This is a genomic window from Catenuloplanes japonicus, from assembly GCF_000717135.1.
Classification (GTDB): domain Bacteria; phylum Actinomycetota; class Actinomycetes; order Mycobacteriales; family Micromonosporaceae; genus Catenuloplanes; species Catenuloplanes japonicus.
In genome coordinates, this window is the sequence record NZ_JNXY01000013.1 from 47,157 (window position 1) to 64,196 (window position 17,040).

15 protein-coding genes are annotated in these 17,040 nt (G+C 72.0%); 9 read left to right on the forward strand and 6 right to left on the reverse strand.

The window, feature by feature from the left end:
* The first annotated feature begins 29 nt into the window (after positions 1-29).
* On the forward strand, positions 30-1,919 hold the full coding sequence (locus tag OP04_RS19675) for an ABC transporter ATP-binding protein (protein WP_232323649.1): 1,890 nt from the start codon (positions 30-32) through the stop codon (positions 1,917-1,919).
* On the opposite strand, the gene OP04_RS19680 is transcribed toward OP04_RS19675, so the two are convergent.
* A complete protein-coding gene (locus OP04_RS19680) occupies positions 1,908-3,545 on the reverse strand; it encodes a putative bifunctional diguanylate cyclase/phosphodiesterase (RefSeq protein ID WP_085066608.1) in 1,638 nt (545 codons plus the stop codon). The genes OP04_RS19675 and OP04_RS19680 overlap by 12 nt on opposite strands.
* Positions 3,546-3,615: 70 nt before the next feature.
* A complete protein-coding gene (locus tag OP04_RS19685) occupies positions 3,616-4,425 on the reverse strand; it encodes an SAM-dependent methyltransferase (protein WP_033341222.1) in 810 nt (269 codons plus the stop codon).
* Positions 4,426-4,673: 248 nt separating this feature from the next.
* On the opposite strand from OP04_RS19685, the gene OP04_RS19690 reads away from it, so the two are divergent.
* On the forward strand, positions 4,674-5,099 hold the full coding sequence (locus OP04_RS19690) for a TlpA family protein disulfide reductase (protein WP_232323650.1): 426 nt from the start codon (positions 4,674-4,676) through the stop codon (positions 5,097-5,099).
* Positions 5,100-5,115: 16 nt separating this feature from the next.
* A complete protein-coding gene (locus OP04_RS19695; protein ID WP_198153894.1) occupies positions 5,116-5,526 on the forward strand; it encodes a DUF4395 domain-containing protein in 411 nt (136 codons plus the stop codon).
* Between the two features lie 61 nt (positions 5,527-5,587).
* On the opposite strand, the gene OP04_RS19700 is transcribed toward OP04_RS19695, so the two are convergent.
* The 3 genes from OP04_RS19700 to OP04_RS19710 are packed head-to-tail and all read right to left on the reverse strand — an operon-like array spanning position 5,588 to position 9,799.
* Positions 5,588-6,256 carry a response regulator transcription factor gene (locus tag OP04_RS19700; RefSeq protein WP_033341223.1) on the reverse strand — a complete coding sequence of 223 codons (669 nt, stop codon included), beginning with the start codon at positions 6,254-6,256 and terminating at the stop codon, positions 5,588-5,590.
* 8 nt (positions 6,257-6,264) lie between these two features.
* The gene (locus tag OP04_RS19705) at positions 6,265-7,959 is read right to left on the reverse strand and encodes a sensor histidine kinase (protein WP_033341224.1); all 1,695 of its coding nucleotides are present in this window, start codon (positions 7,957-7,959) and stop codon (positions 6,265-6,267) included.
* A 34-nt stretch (positions 7,960-7,993) separates the two neighbouring features.
* Positions 7,994-9,799: an AMP-dependent synthetase/ligase gene (locus OP04_RS19710; RefSeq protein ID WP_033341225.1), complete on the reverse strand. Its 1,806-nt coding sequence runs from the start codon at positions 9,797-9,799 to the stop codon at positions 7,994-7,996.
* 164 nt (positions 9,800-9,963) lie between these two features.
* Here OP04_RS19710 and OP04_RS19715 point away from each other — a divergent pair, with 164 nt between their 5' ends.
* The 6 genes from OP04_RS19715 to OP04_RS19740 all read left to right on the forward strand — a co-directional run bounded on the left by OP04_RS19715 (position 9,964) and on the right by OP04_RS19740 (position 15,522).
* Complete coding sequence (locus OP04_RS19715; protein WP_033341226.1) at positions 9,964-10,416, forward strand: SRPBCC family protein; 453 nt, start codon at positions 9,964-9,966, stop codon at positions 10,414-10,416.
* A 24-nt stretch (positions 10,417-10,440) separates the two neighbouring features.
* Positions 10,441-11,385, forward strand: a complete 945-nt coding sequence (locus OP04_RS55735) for a hypothetical protein (protein WP_051798343.1) — start codon at positions 10,441-10,443, stop codon at positions 11,383-11,385.
* Positions 11,386-11,540: 155 nt separating this feature from the next.
* Entirely contained in the window at positions 11,541-12,491 is a 951-nt protein-coding gene (locus OP04_RS19725; protein ID WP_033341227.1) for an ROK family glucokinase, read from the forward strand.
* A gap of 32 nt (positions 12,492-12,523) precedes the next feature.
* Complete coding sequence (locus OP04_RS19730) at positions 12,524-13,219, forward strand: endonuclease/exonuclease/phosphatase family protein (protein ID WP_033341228.1); 696 nt, start codon at positions 12,524-12,526, stop codon at positions 13,217-13,219.
* A 141-nt stretch (positions 13,220-13,360) separates the two neighbouring features.
* Positions 13,361-14,734, forward strand: coding sequence for a flavin-containing monooxygenase (locus tag OP04_RS19735; protein ID WP_033341229.1), 1,374 nt, complete (start codon positions 13,361-13,363; stop codon positions 14,732-14,734).
* Positions 14,731-15,522 (forward strand): alpha/beta hydrolase, encoded by a 792-nt coding sequence (locus tag OP04_RS19740; RefSeq protein WP_033341230.1) that lies wholly within the window; start codon positions 14,731-14,733, stop codon positions 15,520-15,522. Before OP04_RS19735 ends, OP04_RS19740 begins: the two co-directional genes overlap by 4 nt.
* A gap of 3 nt (positions 15,523-15,525) precedes the next feature.
* Here the strand turns inward: OP04_RS19740 and OP04_RS19745 are convergent, their stop codons facing one another.
* Positions 15,526-16,938, reverse strand: a complete 1,413-nt coding sequence (locus OP04_RS19745; RefSeq protein ID WP_033341231.1) for an alpha,alpha-trehalose-phosphate synthase (UDP-forming) — start codon at positions 16,936-16,938, stop codon at positions 15,526-15,528.
* Positions 16,939-17,040 lie beyond the last annotated feature (102 nt).

The window sequence follows — 17,040 nt, forward strand, 5'->3', positions numbered from 1 at the left end:
GTCGCCCCGCATGTGGCGTACTGATAGCTGTGACGACCACGGCGGCGGACCACGCCGATGAGGATGTCGAGCTGGAAGTCCCCTACTACCTGAAGAGCAGCGTCGAGGCCGCCAGCGCCGGCTTCTGGCGGATGCTCAGACGCCTCCCGAAGCTGCTTCGGGAGGCCTGGCGCCTCGCCTGGGAGAGCAGCCCGCGGATCACGATCGCGGTGGTCGTGCTGCAACTGGCGGGCGGCGTCGTCGGCGCGATCGGCCTGGTCAGCGTCGTCGGTGTGCTGGACGGCCTGCTCGCCGAAGGCCCCACCCCGGAACGGATCAGAGCCGCGATCCCCTCCGTCCTGGTCTTCGCCGCCGCCGGTGCGATCCGCACGCTGCTCAGCTCCGCCGGCACCGCCGCCCACGGCCGGCTGTCCCCGCTGGTCAGCCAGACCGCCGAACTCCGGCTGCTGGAGTTGACCACCCGCGCGGACCTGGCCGTCTTCGACGACGCCGAGTGGCGCGACACCATGCACCGGGCCCGGGACCGCGGCGTCTTCGCCTCGCAGTCGCTGGTGGACCAGGGGATCAGCCTGGGCACGAACGTCATCTCGCTGCTGGCGGCCGGTGGTGTCCTGACCGTGCTGCACCCCGCGCTGTTGCCGCTGCTGGTGCTGGCGGTCGTGCCGACGGCCTGGGCGGCGGTCCGGTCCGCCCGGCTCAACTGGCGGCAGCGGATGCGCCTGTCCGCGCTGTACCGGCGCCGATACATGCTCTCCGACCTGCTGGCCGACCGGGATGCCGCGCCGGAGCTGCGCGCGTTCACGCTGCGCGGCTTCCTGCTGGGCGAGGTGCGGCGGTTGCTGGACGTGCAGACGCGCGCGCAGATCCGGGTGATGGAACAGCAGGTCAAGACCACGCTGGTGGGTACGGCTCTGGGCGCGTGCGCTACCGGGCTGACGTACACGCTGATGATCTGGCTCTTGATGACCGGCCGGATGGAGCTGGCCGTGGGCGGGGCGGCCGCCTACGCGATCGGGATCGGGATCGGCGCGCTGTCGCAGGTCGCGTTCACGGTCCGGCATCTGTACGAGGAGGGCCTGAGTTTCGCCGACTACCAGGCCTTCTGCGAGCTGGCGCGGACGCACGCGGAGCCGGTGCGACGGCAGACCGCCCCGCGCGCGTTCGAGGAGCTGCGCGTGGAGAACGTCAGCTTCCGTTACCCCGGCGCGGAGAAGCAGGCGCTCACCGACGTCAGCCTGACGCTGCGCCGCGGGCAGACGGTCGCGCTGGTCGGCGAGAACGGCTCCGGGAAGTCGACGCTCGCGAAGATCCTGGCCGGCCTCTACCGCCCGGAGAGCGGCTCGGTCAGCTGGGACGGCGTGACGCTGGACGACTACGGCCCGGAGAGCGTCCGCGAGGGCGTGGCCGTGGTCATGCAGGAGCCGACCCGCTGGCCGCTGCGGGCGAAGGACAACATCGTGATCGGCCGGTACGACCGGGACGCCGCGGACGACGCCGTGGTGGCCGCGGCGCAGGCCGGGGACGCGCACGACTTCATCGTGGAGCTGCCCCGGCAGTACGAGACGCTGCTGTCCCGCCACTTCACGGACGGCGCGGACCTGTCCGGCGGCCAGTGGCAGCGGCTGGCGGTGAGCCGCGCGTTCTTCCGCGACGCGGCGCTGCTCATCTGCGACGAGCCCACCGCCAACCTGGACGCCCGCGCCGAGCACGACGTCTACCAGCGGTTACGCGAGCTGGCCGAGGGCCGCACGGTCGTGCTGATCACGCACCGGCTGGCCAGCGTCCGTACCGCCGACCTGATCCTGGTTTTTGATCATGGCAGGCTGGCGGAGCAGGGTGATCATGACGCGTTGATGGCGCGGAGCGGGCTCTACGCCGAGCTGTTCACGTTGCAGGCGGAGGCGTACTCAGATCGCTAGCTGCGCGTCGATCACGGACGGCGGGCCCGGGTGGCCGAAGTGCCAGCCCTGCGCCGAGTCGCAGCCGATCGCGCGCAGCCGGGCGGCCTGACCGGCGGTCTCCACGTTCTCCGCGGTGACCACCAGGTCGAGCGTGTGCGCCAGCGCCACCAGCGTCGCCATGATCTTCTCGTCGACCGGCGAGTCCCCGGTGCGCAGGCCCTCGACGAACGCGCCGGCCACCTTCAGCTCGCGGACCGGCAGATGCCGCAGGTACGCCAGGTTGGAGTAGCCGGTGCCGAAGTCGTCGATCGCCAGGCGCACGCCCATCGAGGCGAGCGCGTCCAGCACGCCGAGGTCCACGCCGGCCATGGCATCGCTCTCGGTGATCTCCAGCTGGAGGCGTGCCGGCGGCAGCCCGGTCCGTTCCAGCACGTCGGTGACCTCGGCTATCAGGCCGGGATCGCCGATCTGCCGGACCGCCAGGTTGACGCTGACGAACGGTGCCTCCGGGCTCACGTCCAGCCAGCGGCGGGCCTGCGCGCACGCCTCGCGCAGCACCCAGGCGCCGAGCCGGACGATCAGGCCGGACTCCTCGGCCAGTCCGACGAACGTGTCCGGGCGGAGCACGCCGAGCGTGGGGTGCCGCCAGCGGACCAGCGCCTCGACGCCGCGCAGCCGGCCACCGTCCAGCGCGACCAGCGGCTGGTAGTCGACGAAGAACTCGCCGCGCTCCAGCGCCGCGGGCATGGACGAGGAGAGCTGGTAGCGGGCGATCTCGTTCTCGTTGCGTTCCGCGTCGAACAGCGCCCAGCGCCGCTTGCCGCCCTCCTTGGCCCAGTGCAGCGTGACGTCGGCCGCGCGCATCACGTCGCTGGGCGACGAGCCCTCGGTCTCCCGCTCCACGATGCCGATGCTGGCGGAGACGCCGAGGCGCTGGCCGTCCACCTCGACCGGCTCGTTGATGGCGGTGAGCGCGGCGTCCGCGACCTTGAGCGCGTCCTCGGTGCAGCTGGTGTCCTGGACGAGGATCACGAACTCGTCGCCGCCGAGCCGCGCCACCAGGTGCTCGCCGACGCTGCGCCGCAGCCGGCGCCCCACCTCGATGAGCAGCTGGTCGCCGGCGTGGTGGCCGAGCGTGTCGTTGACCATCTTGAAGCCGTCCAGGTCCACGAAGCAGACCGCGAGCCGCCGTCCGGGGACCGTGAACGCGGCGTGCAGCCGGTCGGTGAACAGCGCGCGGTTCGGCAGGCCGGTCAGCGAGTCGTGGGTGGCCTGGTGGCGGAACCGGGCCTCGCTCTCGCGGAGCGCGTGCTCGGCCTGCTCGCGCGCGACCATGGCGGCCCGGCGGATCGACTCCTGCTCGTCCAGCGTGCGGTCGCGCAGCGCGCGGGCATAGCCGGTCGAGACGGTGCCGAGCAGGCGCGCCATCCGCCCGCCGGTGTCGGCGAGGCCCAGGTCACGCAACAACCTCTGATCAAGAACCTCGATGGTACGGCCGAGCCCCTCCGCGGACACCACGTGCGCCCGGACCAGCGAGCCGCCCACGCGGTAGCCGCGGCGGATGCTGAACGGCTCGGCCAGCAGCGCGTCGCGCAGTTCGCGGGTGAGCAGCCGGAGCTGTTCCTCCAGCTCGCCCTGGCTCATCGGGATGTAGCTCGTGCCGGAGATCGCCTTGGCCCACGCGCGGGCGAACGCGGCGACGCCGTCCTCGTGGTCACTCACCAAGACTGCCCACGCCGCCGATGAAGACCACCCGGTCCGCGTCCTCGGTGTTGTCGGTCGGGTCGGGCCGCCACAGCGGCACCCACACCAGCCCGGGGTCGAGCAGCGTGAACCCGTCGAAGTAGGGGAGCAGCATCTCCCGGGGGCGCGCCCGGACCAGGTTGTCGGCCCGCCGGTAGACCGCGAACGTCTCGGCCGCCTCCTCCTCGGTGCGGCCCTCGCCGCTGGCCTGGGACAGCACCAGGTAGCTGCCGGGCGCCAGCGCGTCGCGGATCCGGGCGATCAGTCCGGCCGGGTCGTCCTCGTCCGGGATGAAGTGCGTGACGGCCACGATCAGCACCGCGATCGGCTGCGAGAAGTCGAGCAGCTCGCGGACCTCCGGGTGTTTGACGATCTCCTCGGGGGTACGCAGATCCGCCTGGATGATCACGGTCTGCGCGTTGCCGGCCAGGATCTCCCGGGCGTGCGCGACCGCGACCGGGTCGATGTCCACGTAGGCGACGCGTGCGTCCGGCATCTCATGCTGCGCGATCTCGTGCACGTTGCCGACGGTCGGGATGCCGGACCCGATGTCCAGGAACTGCCGCACGCCACGGGCCGCGAGGAACCGCACGGCGCGGCGCATGAACGCGCGATTCGCCTGGGCCATCAGCGGGGCCTCGGGCACCGCCGTGATCATCGCCTGCGCGGCGGCACGGTCGACCGCGAAGTTGTGCGACCCGCCGAGGTAGTAGTCGTACATGCGGGCGACGCTGGGCCGCTCGATGTCGATGCTCTCCGGTGCCCACTCGGGCCGCTGCATGGTCGCCCCTCTAATCGTTAAATGTCTGGATATGCGCTGTTCGTGCCCGGGTAGGAGGCCGCTGCCATTCTGCCCGTTCTGCGGCTGGCTATCCAGAGCCGGAACGCGATGCCTGGGTGTGACATCTCGTTCCGGCGTCCGGGTTCTGCTGGAGGCCTGGACGGTTTCGAGATCATCGGCCGGAAGGGTGATGGCCATAACTGGATCCAGCCCTGGGTATTTCCTACTTGCCGTGTCAGGATTTGCCCGTGGACGGAGATCCGCTGGCCGGAGCGGTGGTCGTCGCCGCGGTGTTGCTCGCCGCGACGATCTTCGCTGTCCGGCGCCGTGCCCGCGCCGGCCACGTGAGACCGGAGGCCGCCATGGACCTGCTCGACCCCGCGCTGCGCGACGCGCTCGGCGTCGTACCCGGCGAGGTCACGCTGTTGCAGTTCTCCACCGCGTTCTGCCAGCCCTGCCGCGCCACCCGCGCGGTGCTGGCCGGCGTCGGCCGTGACCTGACCGGCGTCCGGCACGTCGAGGTGGACGCGGAGAGCCACCTGGACGCGGTCCGCGCGCTCAACATCTGGGCGACGCCGACCACGCTGGTGATCGACCGGGAGTGCCGGATCATCGGCCGCGCCGGGGGAGTGCCGACCCGTGGTCAGGTGCTCGCGGCCGTCGCAGCCCTCTAGAGGAACGTAGGAACAATTGAACGGCATAGACCCGCGCGGCCCCCGCTTCGGCGCCGCGATCACGTCCCTCGTCCTGGTGATCGTGCTGGTCACCGGCTCGGGCTGGCTCGCGCTGGCCCAGGCGGTGGTCTTCGCGATCACCGCGTACGACCTGCGCCTCGGCCCGTACGGCCTGCTCTACCGCACGCTGGTCGCGCCGCGGCTGGCCCCGCCGGCCGAGCTGGAGGCCCCGGAGCCGCCGCGTTTCGCCCAGCTGGTCGGCGCCGTGTTCACGGTCCTGGCCACGATCGGATATCTGTTCGGCGCGCCCGTGGCCGGCACGGTGTTCGCCGCGTTCGCGCTCTTCGCCGCATTCCTGAACGCGGCGTTCGGCTTCTGCCTCGGCTGCGAGATGTATCTGCTGATCCGCCGAATGGTCACCCGATAGAGACCGAAAAGACGAACGCGCCTCGGATTTCCCGGGGCGCGTTCGTCTGTTCTGGAATCGTTCAGAACTTCGGCGCGTCCGGCGCCTCGAGAAGACCGAGCCGCAGCGCGGTCATCAGTGCCTGAGCGCGATTGGCCGCACCCAGCTTCTCGTACAACTTGGAAATGTGCGTTTTGGCGGTGGACTCGCTGACGAAGAGCTGCTTGGCGATCCCGGCCACGCTCATGCCGTCCGCGAGCAGGCGCAGCACCTGGCCCTCACGCGGGGACAGCTGCGGGCCGGACGGCGCGAGCCGCCGTTTCATCGCCTCGGCCAGGTCGGCGGCCGTGAACGCGCTGGGTGCGGAGGCGGCGTGCCGCGCGGCGGCCACCACCTCGTCCGCCGGCGCGGTCTTCGGGACGAACGCGGACGCGCCCGCCTCCAGCGCGCCGAAGAGCTGGTCATCGCCCGCATACATGGTGAGGACGACGATGCCCATGGTCGAGCTGTTCTTGCGGAGCGCGCGGGTGGCCTCCAGTCCGCTGCCGTCGGGCAGGCGAAGGTCCATGATGACCACGTCGGGCTGGAGGGCACCGGCCTGACGCACCGCCTCGGCGGCGGTGGCGGCCTCACCGACCACCTCGAACTGCCGGTCGCGCTCGAATGCGTGCCGCAGTCCCTTTCGGATCAGATCGTGATCGTCGACAAGAAGGACCTTGGTACGCGTCGTCGGCGCAGGGCTGGTCGACATAGCTCGGGTTACTCCCCTTCTGGTGCGTTGACGCTATCGCGCACGCTATCGCGTCGGGGCGAGGCTCCGAGCACCACCGCCACCGTTGTTCCACTCGGATTGCGCGGCCTAATCTCCAGACGGCCACGGATACGTTCCGCTCTCTCATTCATGATCGCAAGACCGTACCGGCCGTCCGGTCGCTTATCCGCCATTCCCTGTCCATCGTCCGATACTTCGATGCGTGCGTAAGGGGGGTCCACCTCGCAGGTGACCCAGAGGTTCGACGCGCCCGCGTGCTTGCGGGCGTTCGTGATCGCCTCCTGCGCGATGCGCAGCATCTCCGCCTCGGTCGCGGCCGGCAGCCGGGCCGTGGACTCGTCCAGTGTGTAGTGCACGCGCAGGCCGGCGGCGGAACCGACGGTCCGTGCGTACTCCGCGATGGCGCCGGCCAGGCCGCCGTGCCGGTCGACCTCGGAGCGCAGCTCGAACAGGGACAACCGTAGCTCAGTGATCACGCGGGTGACCTCGCCGCGCAGCGTGCGCAGCTCCTCCGCGGTCTCCTTCGCGTCCTCCGGGAGCGTGGCCAGCGCGTTGTCGATGCCGTAACCGACCATGACCAGCTCCTGGGCCACACCGTCGTGGATCTCCCGGGCCAGCCGCTGCCGTTCCTCGTTCGTGGCGAGCGAGCGCACCTCGTCGAAGAGCAGCGCGGCCTCCAGACGCAGCGCGGCCGGGCCGGTCACCGCGGTCACCTTCGCCACCACCGGCGCCGGGTACGCCAGGCTGCTGTTCGCCTCCACCACCACGAGCCCGATCGACCGCACGCCCGCGACCAGCGGCACCACCAGCGCGGACACCTCCGCACCCCGGTGCGAGCGGGACTGCGAGCGGCTGGCCGTGGCCGGCTGCTGGCTGGCCCACGCGTCCGCGATCGCGGAGTCCGCGTCCAGAGTGGTCTCCCAGTCGACGCGTTCCATCGCGGACTGGGCCAGCACCACCAGGCGCCCGCCGCCGCTCGCCGTGAGCACGGCGGCCCGGTCCGCGGGCGCGACGGCGCGCAGCTCCTCCAGCAGGTGCTCCGCGATGCCGCCCGGGTCCAGCGTGGCGCCGGGCAGCTGACGGGCGACGCTGCGCAGCTGGGTGAGCAGGCGGGTCGCCTCCGCGTACGGCTGGGGCTTGGTCTCGCGCACCAGCATCCACCTCCGGAGCGTGTCCGCGGCGAACGTGCCCAGCCCGCCCAGGATCAGCCACTGCGCGCAGACCGCCATGTACCCGATCTGGGCGATCTGCGGCCCGGTGGCGGTCATGTTCACCGCGCCGCTGGCCAGCAGCGTGCCCGCGGCGGCGCCGAGCAGCACCGCACCCTCGCGGGACCGTCGTTGCAGCGCCGCGACCGTGAGCGGGACCGCCAGATACGGCAGGATCACCTCGGCACCGACGCCGGGGCCGAGGCTGCCGACCGCGCTGGCCGCGCCGGCCACGTCGCTGGCCGCGAGGCCCACGACGACGACCTCGGCGAAGCGGGCGGCCGGCGCCAGCACCCGGTGCCGAGGCGCGATGACACCGGGAATGCTGAGGAACAGCAACGCCACGATCCACCACAGGCGGTCGGGATCGCGGGTGGTGATCAGCGTGAGCAGCGCGACGAGCGCCAGCATGACGAAGCGAGCCGCGACCGCCAGAGGATGCGGACGTGGGGCGACGGGGGGTGAGGCGGCCACTCCGGGATGCTATCGCCTGGCCGGGGTTACGCCGTCACTTGGTGTAGATGGCCGCGATTTCATCCGCGTAGGTCTTGTGCACCACGTTGCGCTTCACCTTCAGCGACGGGGTCAGTTCGCCGGTCTCCTCCGTGAAGTCACGGCCCACGATGCGGAACACCTTGATCGCCTCGGCGCCGGACACCGCCTTGTTCGCCTCGTCGACCGCGGTCTGGATCTCGGCCCGCAGTGCCGGGTCCTCCCGCAGCGCCGCGACCGTGGTCTCCGCGCCGTGCCCGTGCGCGGCCAGCCAGCCCGGCCACGCCTCCTCGTCGACGGTGATCAGCGCCGCGATGAACGGCTGCCGGTCGCCGACCAGCACGCTCTGGCTGATCAGCGGGTGTGCGCGGAGCCGGTCCTCGAGCACGGCGGGCGCCACGTTCTTGCCGCCCGCGGTCACGATGATCTCCTTCTTCCGCCCGGTGATGGACAGGAAGCCGTCCCCGTCCAGCACGCCCAGGTCGCCGGTGCGGAACCAGCCGTCGTCGTCCAGCACCTCGCGCGACGCGTCCGGGTTCTTCCAGTACCCGCGGAACACGATGTCGCCCTTGACCAGGATCTCGCTGTCGTCGGCGATCCGGACCGTGACGCTGGGCAGCGGCCGGCCGATCGTGCCGATCCGGATCGCGCTCGGAATGTTCGCCGCCACGGCCGGCGACGTCTCGGTCAGGCCGTAGCCCTCCATCACCAGCACGCCGATCCCGCGGAAGAAATGGGCCAGCCGGGCCCCGAGCGGCGCGCCGCCGGAGACCGCGTCCGTGCACTTCCCGCCCATCGCGGCGCGCAGCTTCGCGTAGACCAGCCGGTCGAAGAGCGCGTGCTGGGCACGCAGCAGCAGGCCGGGGCCGCCCTTGGTCTCCAGCGCCTCGCTGTACGCGATCGCGGTCGCCTCGGCCCGCGCGAAGATCGCACCCCGGCCGCCGGCCTCCGCCTTCTGCTTCGCGCCGGTGTAGACCTTCTCGAACACGCGCGGCACGGACAGCAGGAACGTCGGCTGGACCTCGCCGAGGTCCGGCAGCAGCGTGCGCGTGTCCGGCGTGTGCGCGAGCGTGGCCCGCGTGGTCACCACCGCGATCTGGATCAGCCGGGCGAACGCGTGCGCCAGCGGCAGGAACAGCAGCGTGCGGGACTCGCCCTTGAACAGGTGATCGAACGCGACCACCGCGTTCAGCACCTCGGTGAGCAGGTTGCGGTGGGTCAGCTCGCAGCCCTTCGGCCGCCCGGTCGTGCCGCTGGTGTAGATGATCGTGGCGAGGTCCCCGGCGCGCGCCTTCCGGCGGCGCTCCTCGACCTCCTCCGGCTGGATGCGCTCGCCCTCGGCGCGGACCGCGTCCACGCCGCCGGTGTCGAGCTGCCAGACCTCGCGCAGCAGCGGCAGGTCGTCGCGCAGGCCGGTCACGGTCAGCACGTGCGCGTTCGTCTCCACGAAGATCGCGACCGCGCCGGAGTCGGACAGGATCCAGGAGACCTGCTCCGCGCTGGACGTCTCGTAGATCGGCACGGTGACCGCGCCGGCCGCCCAGATCGCGTAGTCGATCAGCGTCCACTCGTACCGCGTCTTGCTCATCAGCGCGACCCGGTCACCGGCCTGCACACCGGCCGCGATCAGGCCGCGCGCCACGGAGACCACCTCGGCCTGGAACTCCGCGGCCGTGACCGGGAGCCAGGTGCCGGCGGACGCGGCGGTGCGCCGGAGGAACGAGACGTTTTCCGGCGAAACACGCGCGTTGTCCCAGACCGCGTCGGTCAGGGTCGTGGTGTCGGCGATCGTGACGACCGGCGGGACGGAGAACTCGCGCACCTGACAGCTCCTCGGACGGCTCGGGCCCGTGTGACGGCCCTGTTACAGCTGAAACGTACCGTCCGGGACGGCGATCCGACACATCTGACCGTCACCGCAGATCAATCGCCGCCGGTCGCGACGGTGCATCGGAAAGTGTCGGGGGCGCACGGTAGCCTGCCCGCATGGCGGACTCCTCCACCCAGACGATCGTTATCGCCGCACCGGCCGAGCGTGTCGCCGAGGTCGTTGCCGACTTCGGTGCGTACCCCGAGTGGGCCGACGCGTTCAAGCAGGTCGAGGTCCTCGAGGAGTACGAGGACGGCTATGCCAGCCAGGTCCGTTTCGTGATCGACGCGGGCGTGCTGGCCGATGAGTACACCCTGCAGTACGAGTACGCGGAGGATCTCTCCCGCATCGAGTGGCACCTGGTCGCGCCGTCGAAGATGCAGAAGGCGCAGCGTGGCTCCTACGACATCGCGCCCGCCGCGGACGGCGGCACCTCCGTGACGTACACGCTGGAGGTCGACCTGTCGATCACCACCATCGGCATGATCCGGCGCAAGGCCGAGAAGCGCATCATGGATACGGCGCTCAAGGAGCTCAAGCGGCGGGTGGAGAGCCTGCCGGCCGGCTGACACACCGCACAGGGGGATTCGACCATGGCGACTCCGGACTCTTCGGCAGACGGCGCCGGTTCGGCGCGCGAGGAGGCGGAGCGCCTGGTCGCGGCCGTTCTCGCCCGCGCGTCCGAGGGCGCCTCCCAGGCCGCGTGGATGGCGCAGGGCGCGAAGTTCGCGGCCCGCGCCTCCGGCCACCAGACGACCAGCACCGGCCTCGGCATGCTGGGTGACGCGCTGCGCGGCGTCGCCAAGACCGCCTCCGGTTTCAGCGAAGACCTTCACAGATCAGCCGAGGGTACGAGAGCCCGCCCGACATCCCGCTCCGAGACCGACACCGCCGCACGTCCGCGCAGCACCGCGCCCGCCGCGGGCGAGGCTGGACCGGCCGGACCTCCGCGCGGCGCAGCGGCCACCGCGGGCGAGGCTCCGCCGGCCGCGGCTCCACGTGGCGCCACGGACGCCGGGTCCCCGGACCCGGGCGCGCTGATCGACGACGCGCCCGGCCCGGTGAAGAGCGGCTTCGAGGGCGAGCGCCCGCACGTCGTCTTCGCGAACGGCAGCCCCGAGTGCTGCGTGTGCCCGGTCTGCCGCGCGATCACCATGATGCGCAACCCGACGCCGGAGTTCGCCGAGCAGCTCGCCACCAGCGCCGGCGACCTCGCCGCGGGCGTCGCGGGCCTGCTCCGCGCGTTCTCCACGGCCGCGGCCGACACGTCCAACCGGTCCGCGGACGGCTTCACCCAGGCACCGAAGGCCGCCGAGCCCGCAGCGGGGAAGCCGGCCGCGCACACGTCGCACGAGGACTCCGGGACCGGGTGGCCGGACGCCGACCCGTGGTCCGCGGCCACCCGCGCGTCCGCGTCCGCACAGCCCGCCGGCGATTCGTGGGCGGCCGCCACGCGGGCCGGGCACGCCGGTCACCCCGCCGACATCGACGAGCCGGGCACCGGCGATCATGAGCGGGAGTTCCGCGAAGCCGGATGACGCGGTCTCGACCCGACGTAGCACGCGTCGGCGGAAGATGGAGTCAGACAGGGATCAAGCGGGCGCCCTCGCGTGTCCGCCGATCGCCCTTGTCCGGGATGACGTTGGCGCGGCTGGGTAACACACCCGGAGGACGGTAGAGGGGAGCGGCGGCGGTGACGCTGACCATCGGAGTCGACATCGGCGGCACGAAGGTGGCCGGTGGTGTCGTCGACCCCACCGGCGAGGTGCTGGCCAGCACGCGACGCGACACGCCCGCGGATGACGTCGCCAAGACCCGGGACGTGATCATCGACGTGGTGAAGGAGCTGGCCGAGGGTCGCGAGATCACCGCGGCCGGCATCGGCGCGGCCGGTTTCGTGGACGCGGGCCGCTCGACCGTGCTGTTCGCGCCGAACCTGGCCTGGCGCGACGAGCCGCTGCAGAAGTACATCTCGGACGCGACCGGCCTGCCCGTCGTGGTGGAGAACGACGCGAACGTGGCGGCCTGGGCCGAGTTCCGGTTCGGCGCGGCCCGGCACGCGGACGCGTCCATGGTCATGTTCACGGTCGGCACCGGCATCGGCGGCGGCCTGGTCACCGGCGGCCGCCTGGTCCGCGGCACCCACGGCATCGCGGCCGAGCTGGGCCACATGACCGCGGTCCCGGACGGGCACCCCTGCGGCTGCGGCCGGCTCGGCTGCATCGAGCAGTACGCGAGCGGCACCGCGCTGGTCCGGTTCGCCCGCGCCGGCGCGCGGCAGGACCCGCACCGCGCGGCCGCGCTGCTGGAACTGGCCGGCAACAACGCCGACAGGATCACCGGCCCGATGGTGACCGAGGCCGCGCGCGGCGGCGACGCGGTCGCCTGCGAGGCGTTCGGCCAGATCGGATACTGGCTCGGCACCGCCATGACCGACCTGGTGCAGATGCTGGACCCGCAGGTCCTGGTGGTCGGCGGCGGCGTGGTCGACGCCGGTGACCTGCTGCTGGAGCCGGCGCGGAAGGCGTACGCGGAGTCGCTCGGCTCGCGCGGCCGGTTCCCGGTGGCGGAGCTGCGCGCGGCCGAGATGGGCAACACCGCCGGCGTGATCGGCGCCGCCGACCTGGCCCGCCTGGCCGACTGACGAAGACGAACCACAACCAGGAAGGGGTCGGCGTGGCAGAGGGCTTCCTGCGGGTGCTCACCTACAACGTGCACCAGCAACGGGACGACCGGGCGGCGCTGGCCGAGATCGTCCGGGGTGTGGCCGCGGACGTGGTGATCGTGCAGGAGGGGCCGCGCCGGTTCAACTGGCGGCACAGGAGCGCGAACCTGGCCCGGTCCTTCGGCGCGGTCCTGGCCGTGGGCGGGCTGCCGTCGCTGGGCAACCTGATCCTGACCGACATGCGCGTCCACGTGCACCGCACCTGGACCTCGCAGTTCCCGCTGACACCGGGCCGGCACATGCGCGGCGCCGCATTCGCGGAGTGCTCGATCGGCCGCCGCCGGTTCACGATCGCGGGCACGCACCTGTCGCTGGACGCGGCCGAGCGTGCCACCCAGGCGGAGTCGCTGAAGAAGCAGCTGTCCGCGGCGGAGGCGCCGGTCGTGCTGGGCGCGGACGTGAACGAGACGTCCGGCGGCGCGGCCTGGCGCACGATCGGGGACGGCCTGACCGACGCCGCGGTCTGGGCGGACGCCACGGACCGGTGCACGTTCCCGCTGCACGGGGACGGGCCGCAGGGCCGGATCGACGCGCTGTTCGTGGATCCGCGCGTCGAGGTGGTCCGCTACGACGTGGTGGACACGCCGCTGGCCCGTCGCGCCAGCGACCACTTCCCGGTCGTCGCGGATCTCGTCATCCCGGAGTAGTCCGCACCGCCCACCGGCGGCGGCGCGGCACCGGGCGCGAAGCCCCCGGTGCGGGGGAGACCGGAGTCGTACCCTCGGATGGTTTTGGGTTTTTTGCTTCTGGGGTGGACAAGGCGTGGCGGGTACCGAGAGGATTTCGCGGTGCCCAGCTCCACCGATTTCGACAGCGTCAACCGGCCCGTCTATGACAGAGGGGACAACACGGTCTGTGTGATCGGTGCGGGCGTGAGCGGCCTCGCCGCCGTGAAGAACCTGAAGGAGCACGGCTTCGGCGTCGACTGCTACGAGCGGGAGACCACGATCGGCGGTGCGTGGAACTGGCGCAACGACCGCAGCCCGATGTTCGCCAGCACGCATCTGAACACGTCGAGGCCGACCTCGGAGTTCCCGGACTTCCCGATGCCGGACGACTGGCCGGACTACCCGCACCACTCCCACTTCCTGAGCTACCTGGAGCGGTACGCGGACCACTTCGACCTGCGCCCGCACGTCTGGTTCGGCAGCGAGGTCGTGTCCGTCGAGGCCGCGGACGAGGACGGCCGGTGGGACGTCACCACGCAGAGCACCGGCCGGGCCGGCAGCACGCGCACCCACCGCTACCTCGCGGTCGTGGTGGCGAACGGGCACAACTGGGCGCCACGGATGCCGCGCATCGAGGGCATGGACGAGTTCCGCGGCAAGGTCATCCACGCCTCGGCCTACAAGGACCCGGCGGAGCTGCGCGGCCGTAAGGTGCTGGTGGTCGGCGGCGGCAACACCGGCTGTGACATCGCGGTCGAGGCCGGCCAGCAGGCCGTGAAGGCGTGGCACTCCACCCGGCGCGGGTACTGGTACGTGCCGAAGTACCTGCTCGGCCGCCCTTCCGACCAGGTCAACATGCGGGTGGCCGGGCTGCCGCTGCGGCTGCGCCAGTGGCTGCACCGCCGGGTGAGCGCGGTCGCGATCGGCGAGCCGATGAGCTTCGGCCTGCCGAAGCCGGACCACCTGCCGTGGGAGTCGCACCCGGTGGTCAACAGCGCGCTGCTGGACCGGATCGGCCACGGCGACATCACGCCGGTGCCGGACGTGGCCCGGTTCCACCGCACCGAGGTCGAGCTCTCCGACGGCTCCACGATCGAGCCGGACCTGGTCGTGCTCGCCACCGGCTACGAGCCGCGCTTCGAGTTCCTGCACCCCACGCTGACCGGCTCCGGGCCGGACAACCGCCCGCACCTGCTGCTGCACGCGTTCGCCCCGCAGCACCCCACGCTCGCGGTCGCCGGCCTGATCCAGCCGGACGCCGGCCTGGGCCTGATGGTCCACTGGCAGACCGTGATCTTCGCGCGCTGGCTGCGGCTGCGCGCGGCCGACCCGGCCCGCGCGGAGAAGGTCTGGCAGCGCCTGCACGCCGAGTCCGGCAAGCAGCTCAGCCAGGGCAAACTCACGGACGTGCCGCGGCACTGGTTCGAGGTCGGCTACAAGAAGTACCTGAAGGAGCTCCAGCGCCTGCTGGACGAGACGGAGGTGCCGGCGTGAGGATCGACCGCTCGGCGGACTGGGCAAACCCGGTGCCGCCGGTCCGGCGGGAGGTGCTCAGCGCCACGCCCGAGGCCGACGAGGGCCGTCCGCCGCTGCTCTTCGTGCCCGGCTACGGTCACGGCGCCTGGCTCTTCGCGGAGCACTGGCTGGAGCACGCGGCCGGTCGCGGCTTCCCGGCGCACGCGGTGAGCCTGCGCGGGCACGGCCGGTCCGGTACCGCGCCCGGCACCGGGCTGCGCGCCTACGTCCACGACGTGGTCCAGGTCGCGGCCGGGCTGCCGCGCCAGGCCGTGCTGGTCGGGCACGGCGCCGGTGCGCTGGTCGTCTCGCACGCGCTGGCCCGCTACGCCGCGAAGGCCGCGGTGCTGGTCTCACCCGTGCTCGGCGGCTGGGGCACGCTCGGCATGGCGCTGCGCCGCAACCCGGTCGGCACGATCCCGGCGCTGGCCGGTGCGCCGCTGCGGGTCGGCCGTCGCCAGCTGTTCGGCCGCGAGCTGCCGGACGAGCAGGCCAGGGCCTACGCGTCCCGGGTCCGGTTCACCAGCCGCCGCGCGCAGTTCCAGCTGATCACGCACCGCGCGCCGGAGCCGCCGGCCGGTGACCCGCCGGTGCTGGTGGTCGGCAGCCAGCAGGACGGCATCGTCTCCCAGGCCGCGCTGACCCGCGCGGCCCGGCGCTACGGCTCCGCGCCGCTGCTCTTTCCCGGCATGGGCCACGACCTGATGCTCGATACCCGCTGGCGCGAGCCCATCGACGCGATCGTGGACTGGCTGGAGAAGGATTAGGCCCTAGGTGGTCAGGCTCTCGGCCAGCGTGCCGGTGCCCTCCAGCGCGGTCAGGTAGTCACGGGCCCAGTCGCGGATGTCGTGCTCGCGCAGGTGGGCGCGCATCGCGCCCATCCGGTGGGCCTGCTCGCCCTTGGAACAGTCGATGCCGTCGATCAGCGACCGCTTCAGCCCCTCCAGGTCGTGCGGGTTGACCAGGAACGCCTGCTCCAGCTCGTCGGCCGCGCCGGCGAACTCGGAGAGCACCAGCACGCCGGCGGTGTCCACGCGGGCGGCCACGTACTCCTTCGCGACCAGGTTCATCCCGTCGCGCAGCGGCGTCACCACCATCACGTCCGCGGCCTGGTAGAGCGCGGCCAGCTCGGCGCGGTCGAACGGCTGGTTCAGATAGTGGATCGCGGGCTCGCCGACGCGGCCGAACTCGCCGTTGATCCGGCCGACCTCGCGCTCCACCCGGTCCCGCAGAATCTGGTAGTGCTCGACGCGCTCCCGGCTCGGCACCGCCACCTGCACCATCACGGTGTCACGCACCTTGACCAAGCCGTCCTCCAGCAACTCGGAGTACGCCTTCAGCCGGTGCTCGATGCCCTTGGTGTAGTCCAGCCGGTCCACGCTGAGCAGCACGTGTTTCGGATCGCCGAGATCGGTGCGGATCTGCCGGGCCCGGGTCTGCACGTCGGGCCGGCCGGCCAGCGCCTCCATCTCGGCCACGTCGATCGAGACCGGGAACGCGCCGGTCCGGACGAACCGGTCACCCACGGCGATGCGCCGGTCGGTGGCGGGCAGACCCAGCACCTTCACGCACAGCTGCGCGAAGTTGTGCGCGGCCTGCGCCCGCTGGAACCCGACCAGGTCCGCGCCGAGCAGCCCGCGCAGCAGCTCCGCCCGGCGCGGCAGCTGCATGAACAGCTCCGGCGGCGGGAACGGCACGTGCATGAAGAACCCGATCAGCAGGTCCGGCCGCATCTCGCGGAGCATGGCCGGCACCAGCTGCAGGTGGTAGTCCTGCACCCAGACCACGGCGTTCTCGGCCGCGACCTCGGCGGTGGCCTCGGCGAAGCGCTGGTTGACCCGCTGATACGCGTCCCACCAGCTGCGGTGGTACGTCGGCTGCTCCACCGCGTCGTGGTAGAGCGGCCAGAGCGTCGAGTTGGCGAAGCCCTCGTAGAAGTGCGCGAAGTCGTCCTCGCTGAGCGGGACCGCGCGCATGCTGATGCCGCCGATGTCCGGCAGGTCCGGCGCCGGACCGGCCACGCCGTGCCAGCCGACCCAGGTCGCGGTCGTGTGCTCCAGGATCGTGTGCAGCGCGCTGACCAGCCCGCCCGGACTTCGCCGCCACTCGCAGGCCCCGTCGGGAGCGATGTTGTCGTCGACCGGCAGCCGATTGGCCACGACCACGAGCGAGCTTTGACGCATTCCGGGAGCCTCGTTTCGCGTGCGCGTTTCGCGGGGAGGGGGCCTTGCGGATTGTGCGCATGGATCTAGGGGCGTCAGTATTTCTACTGACGCAAGGTTACA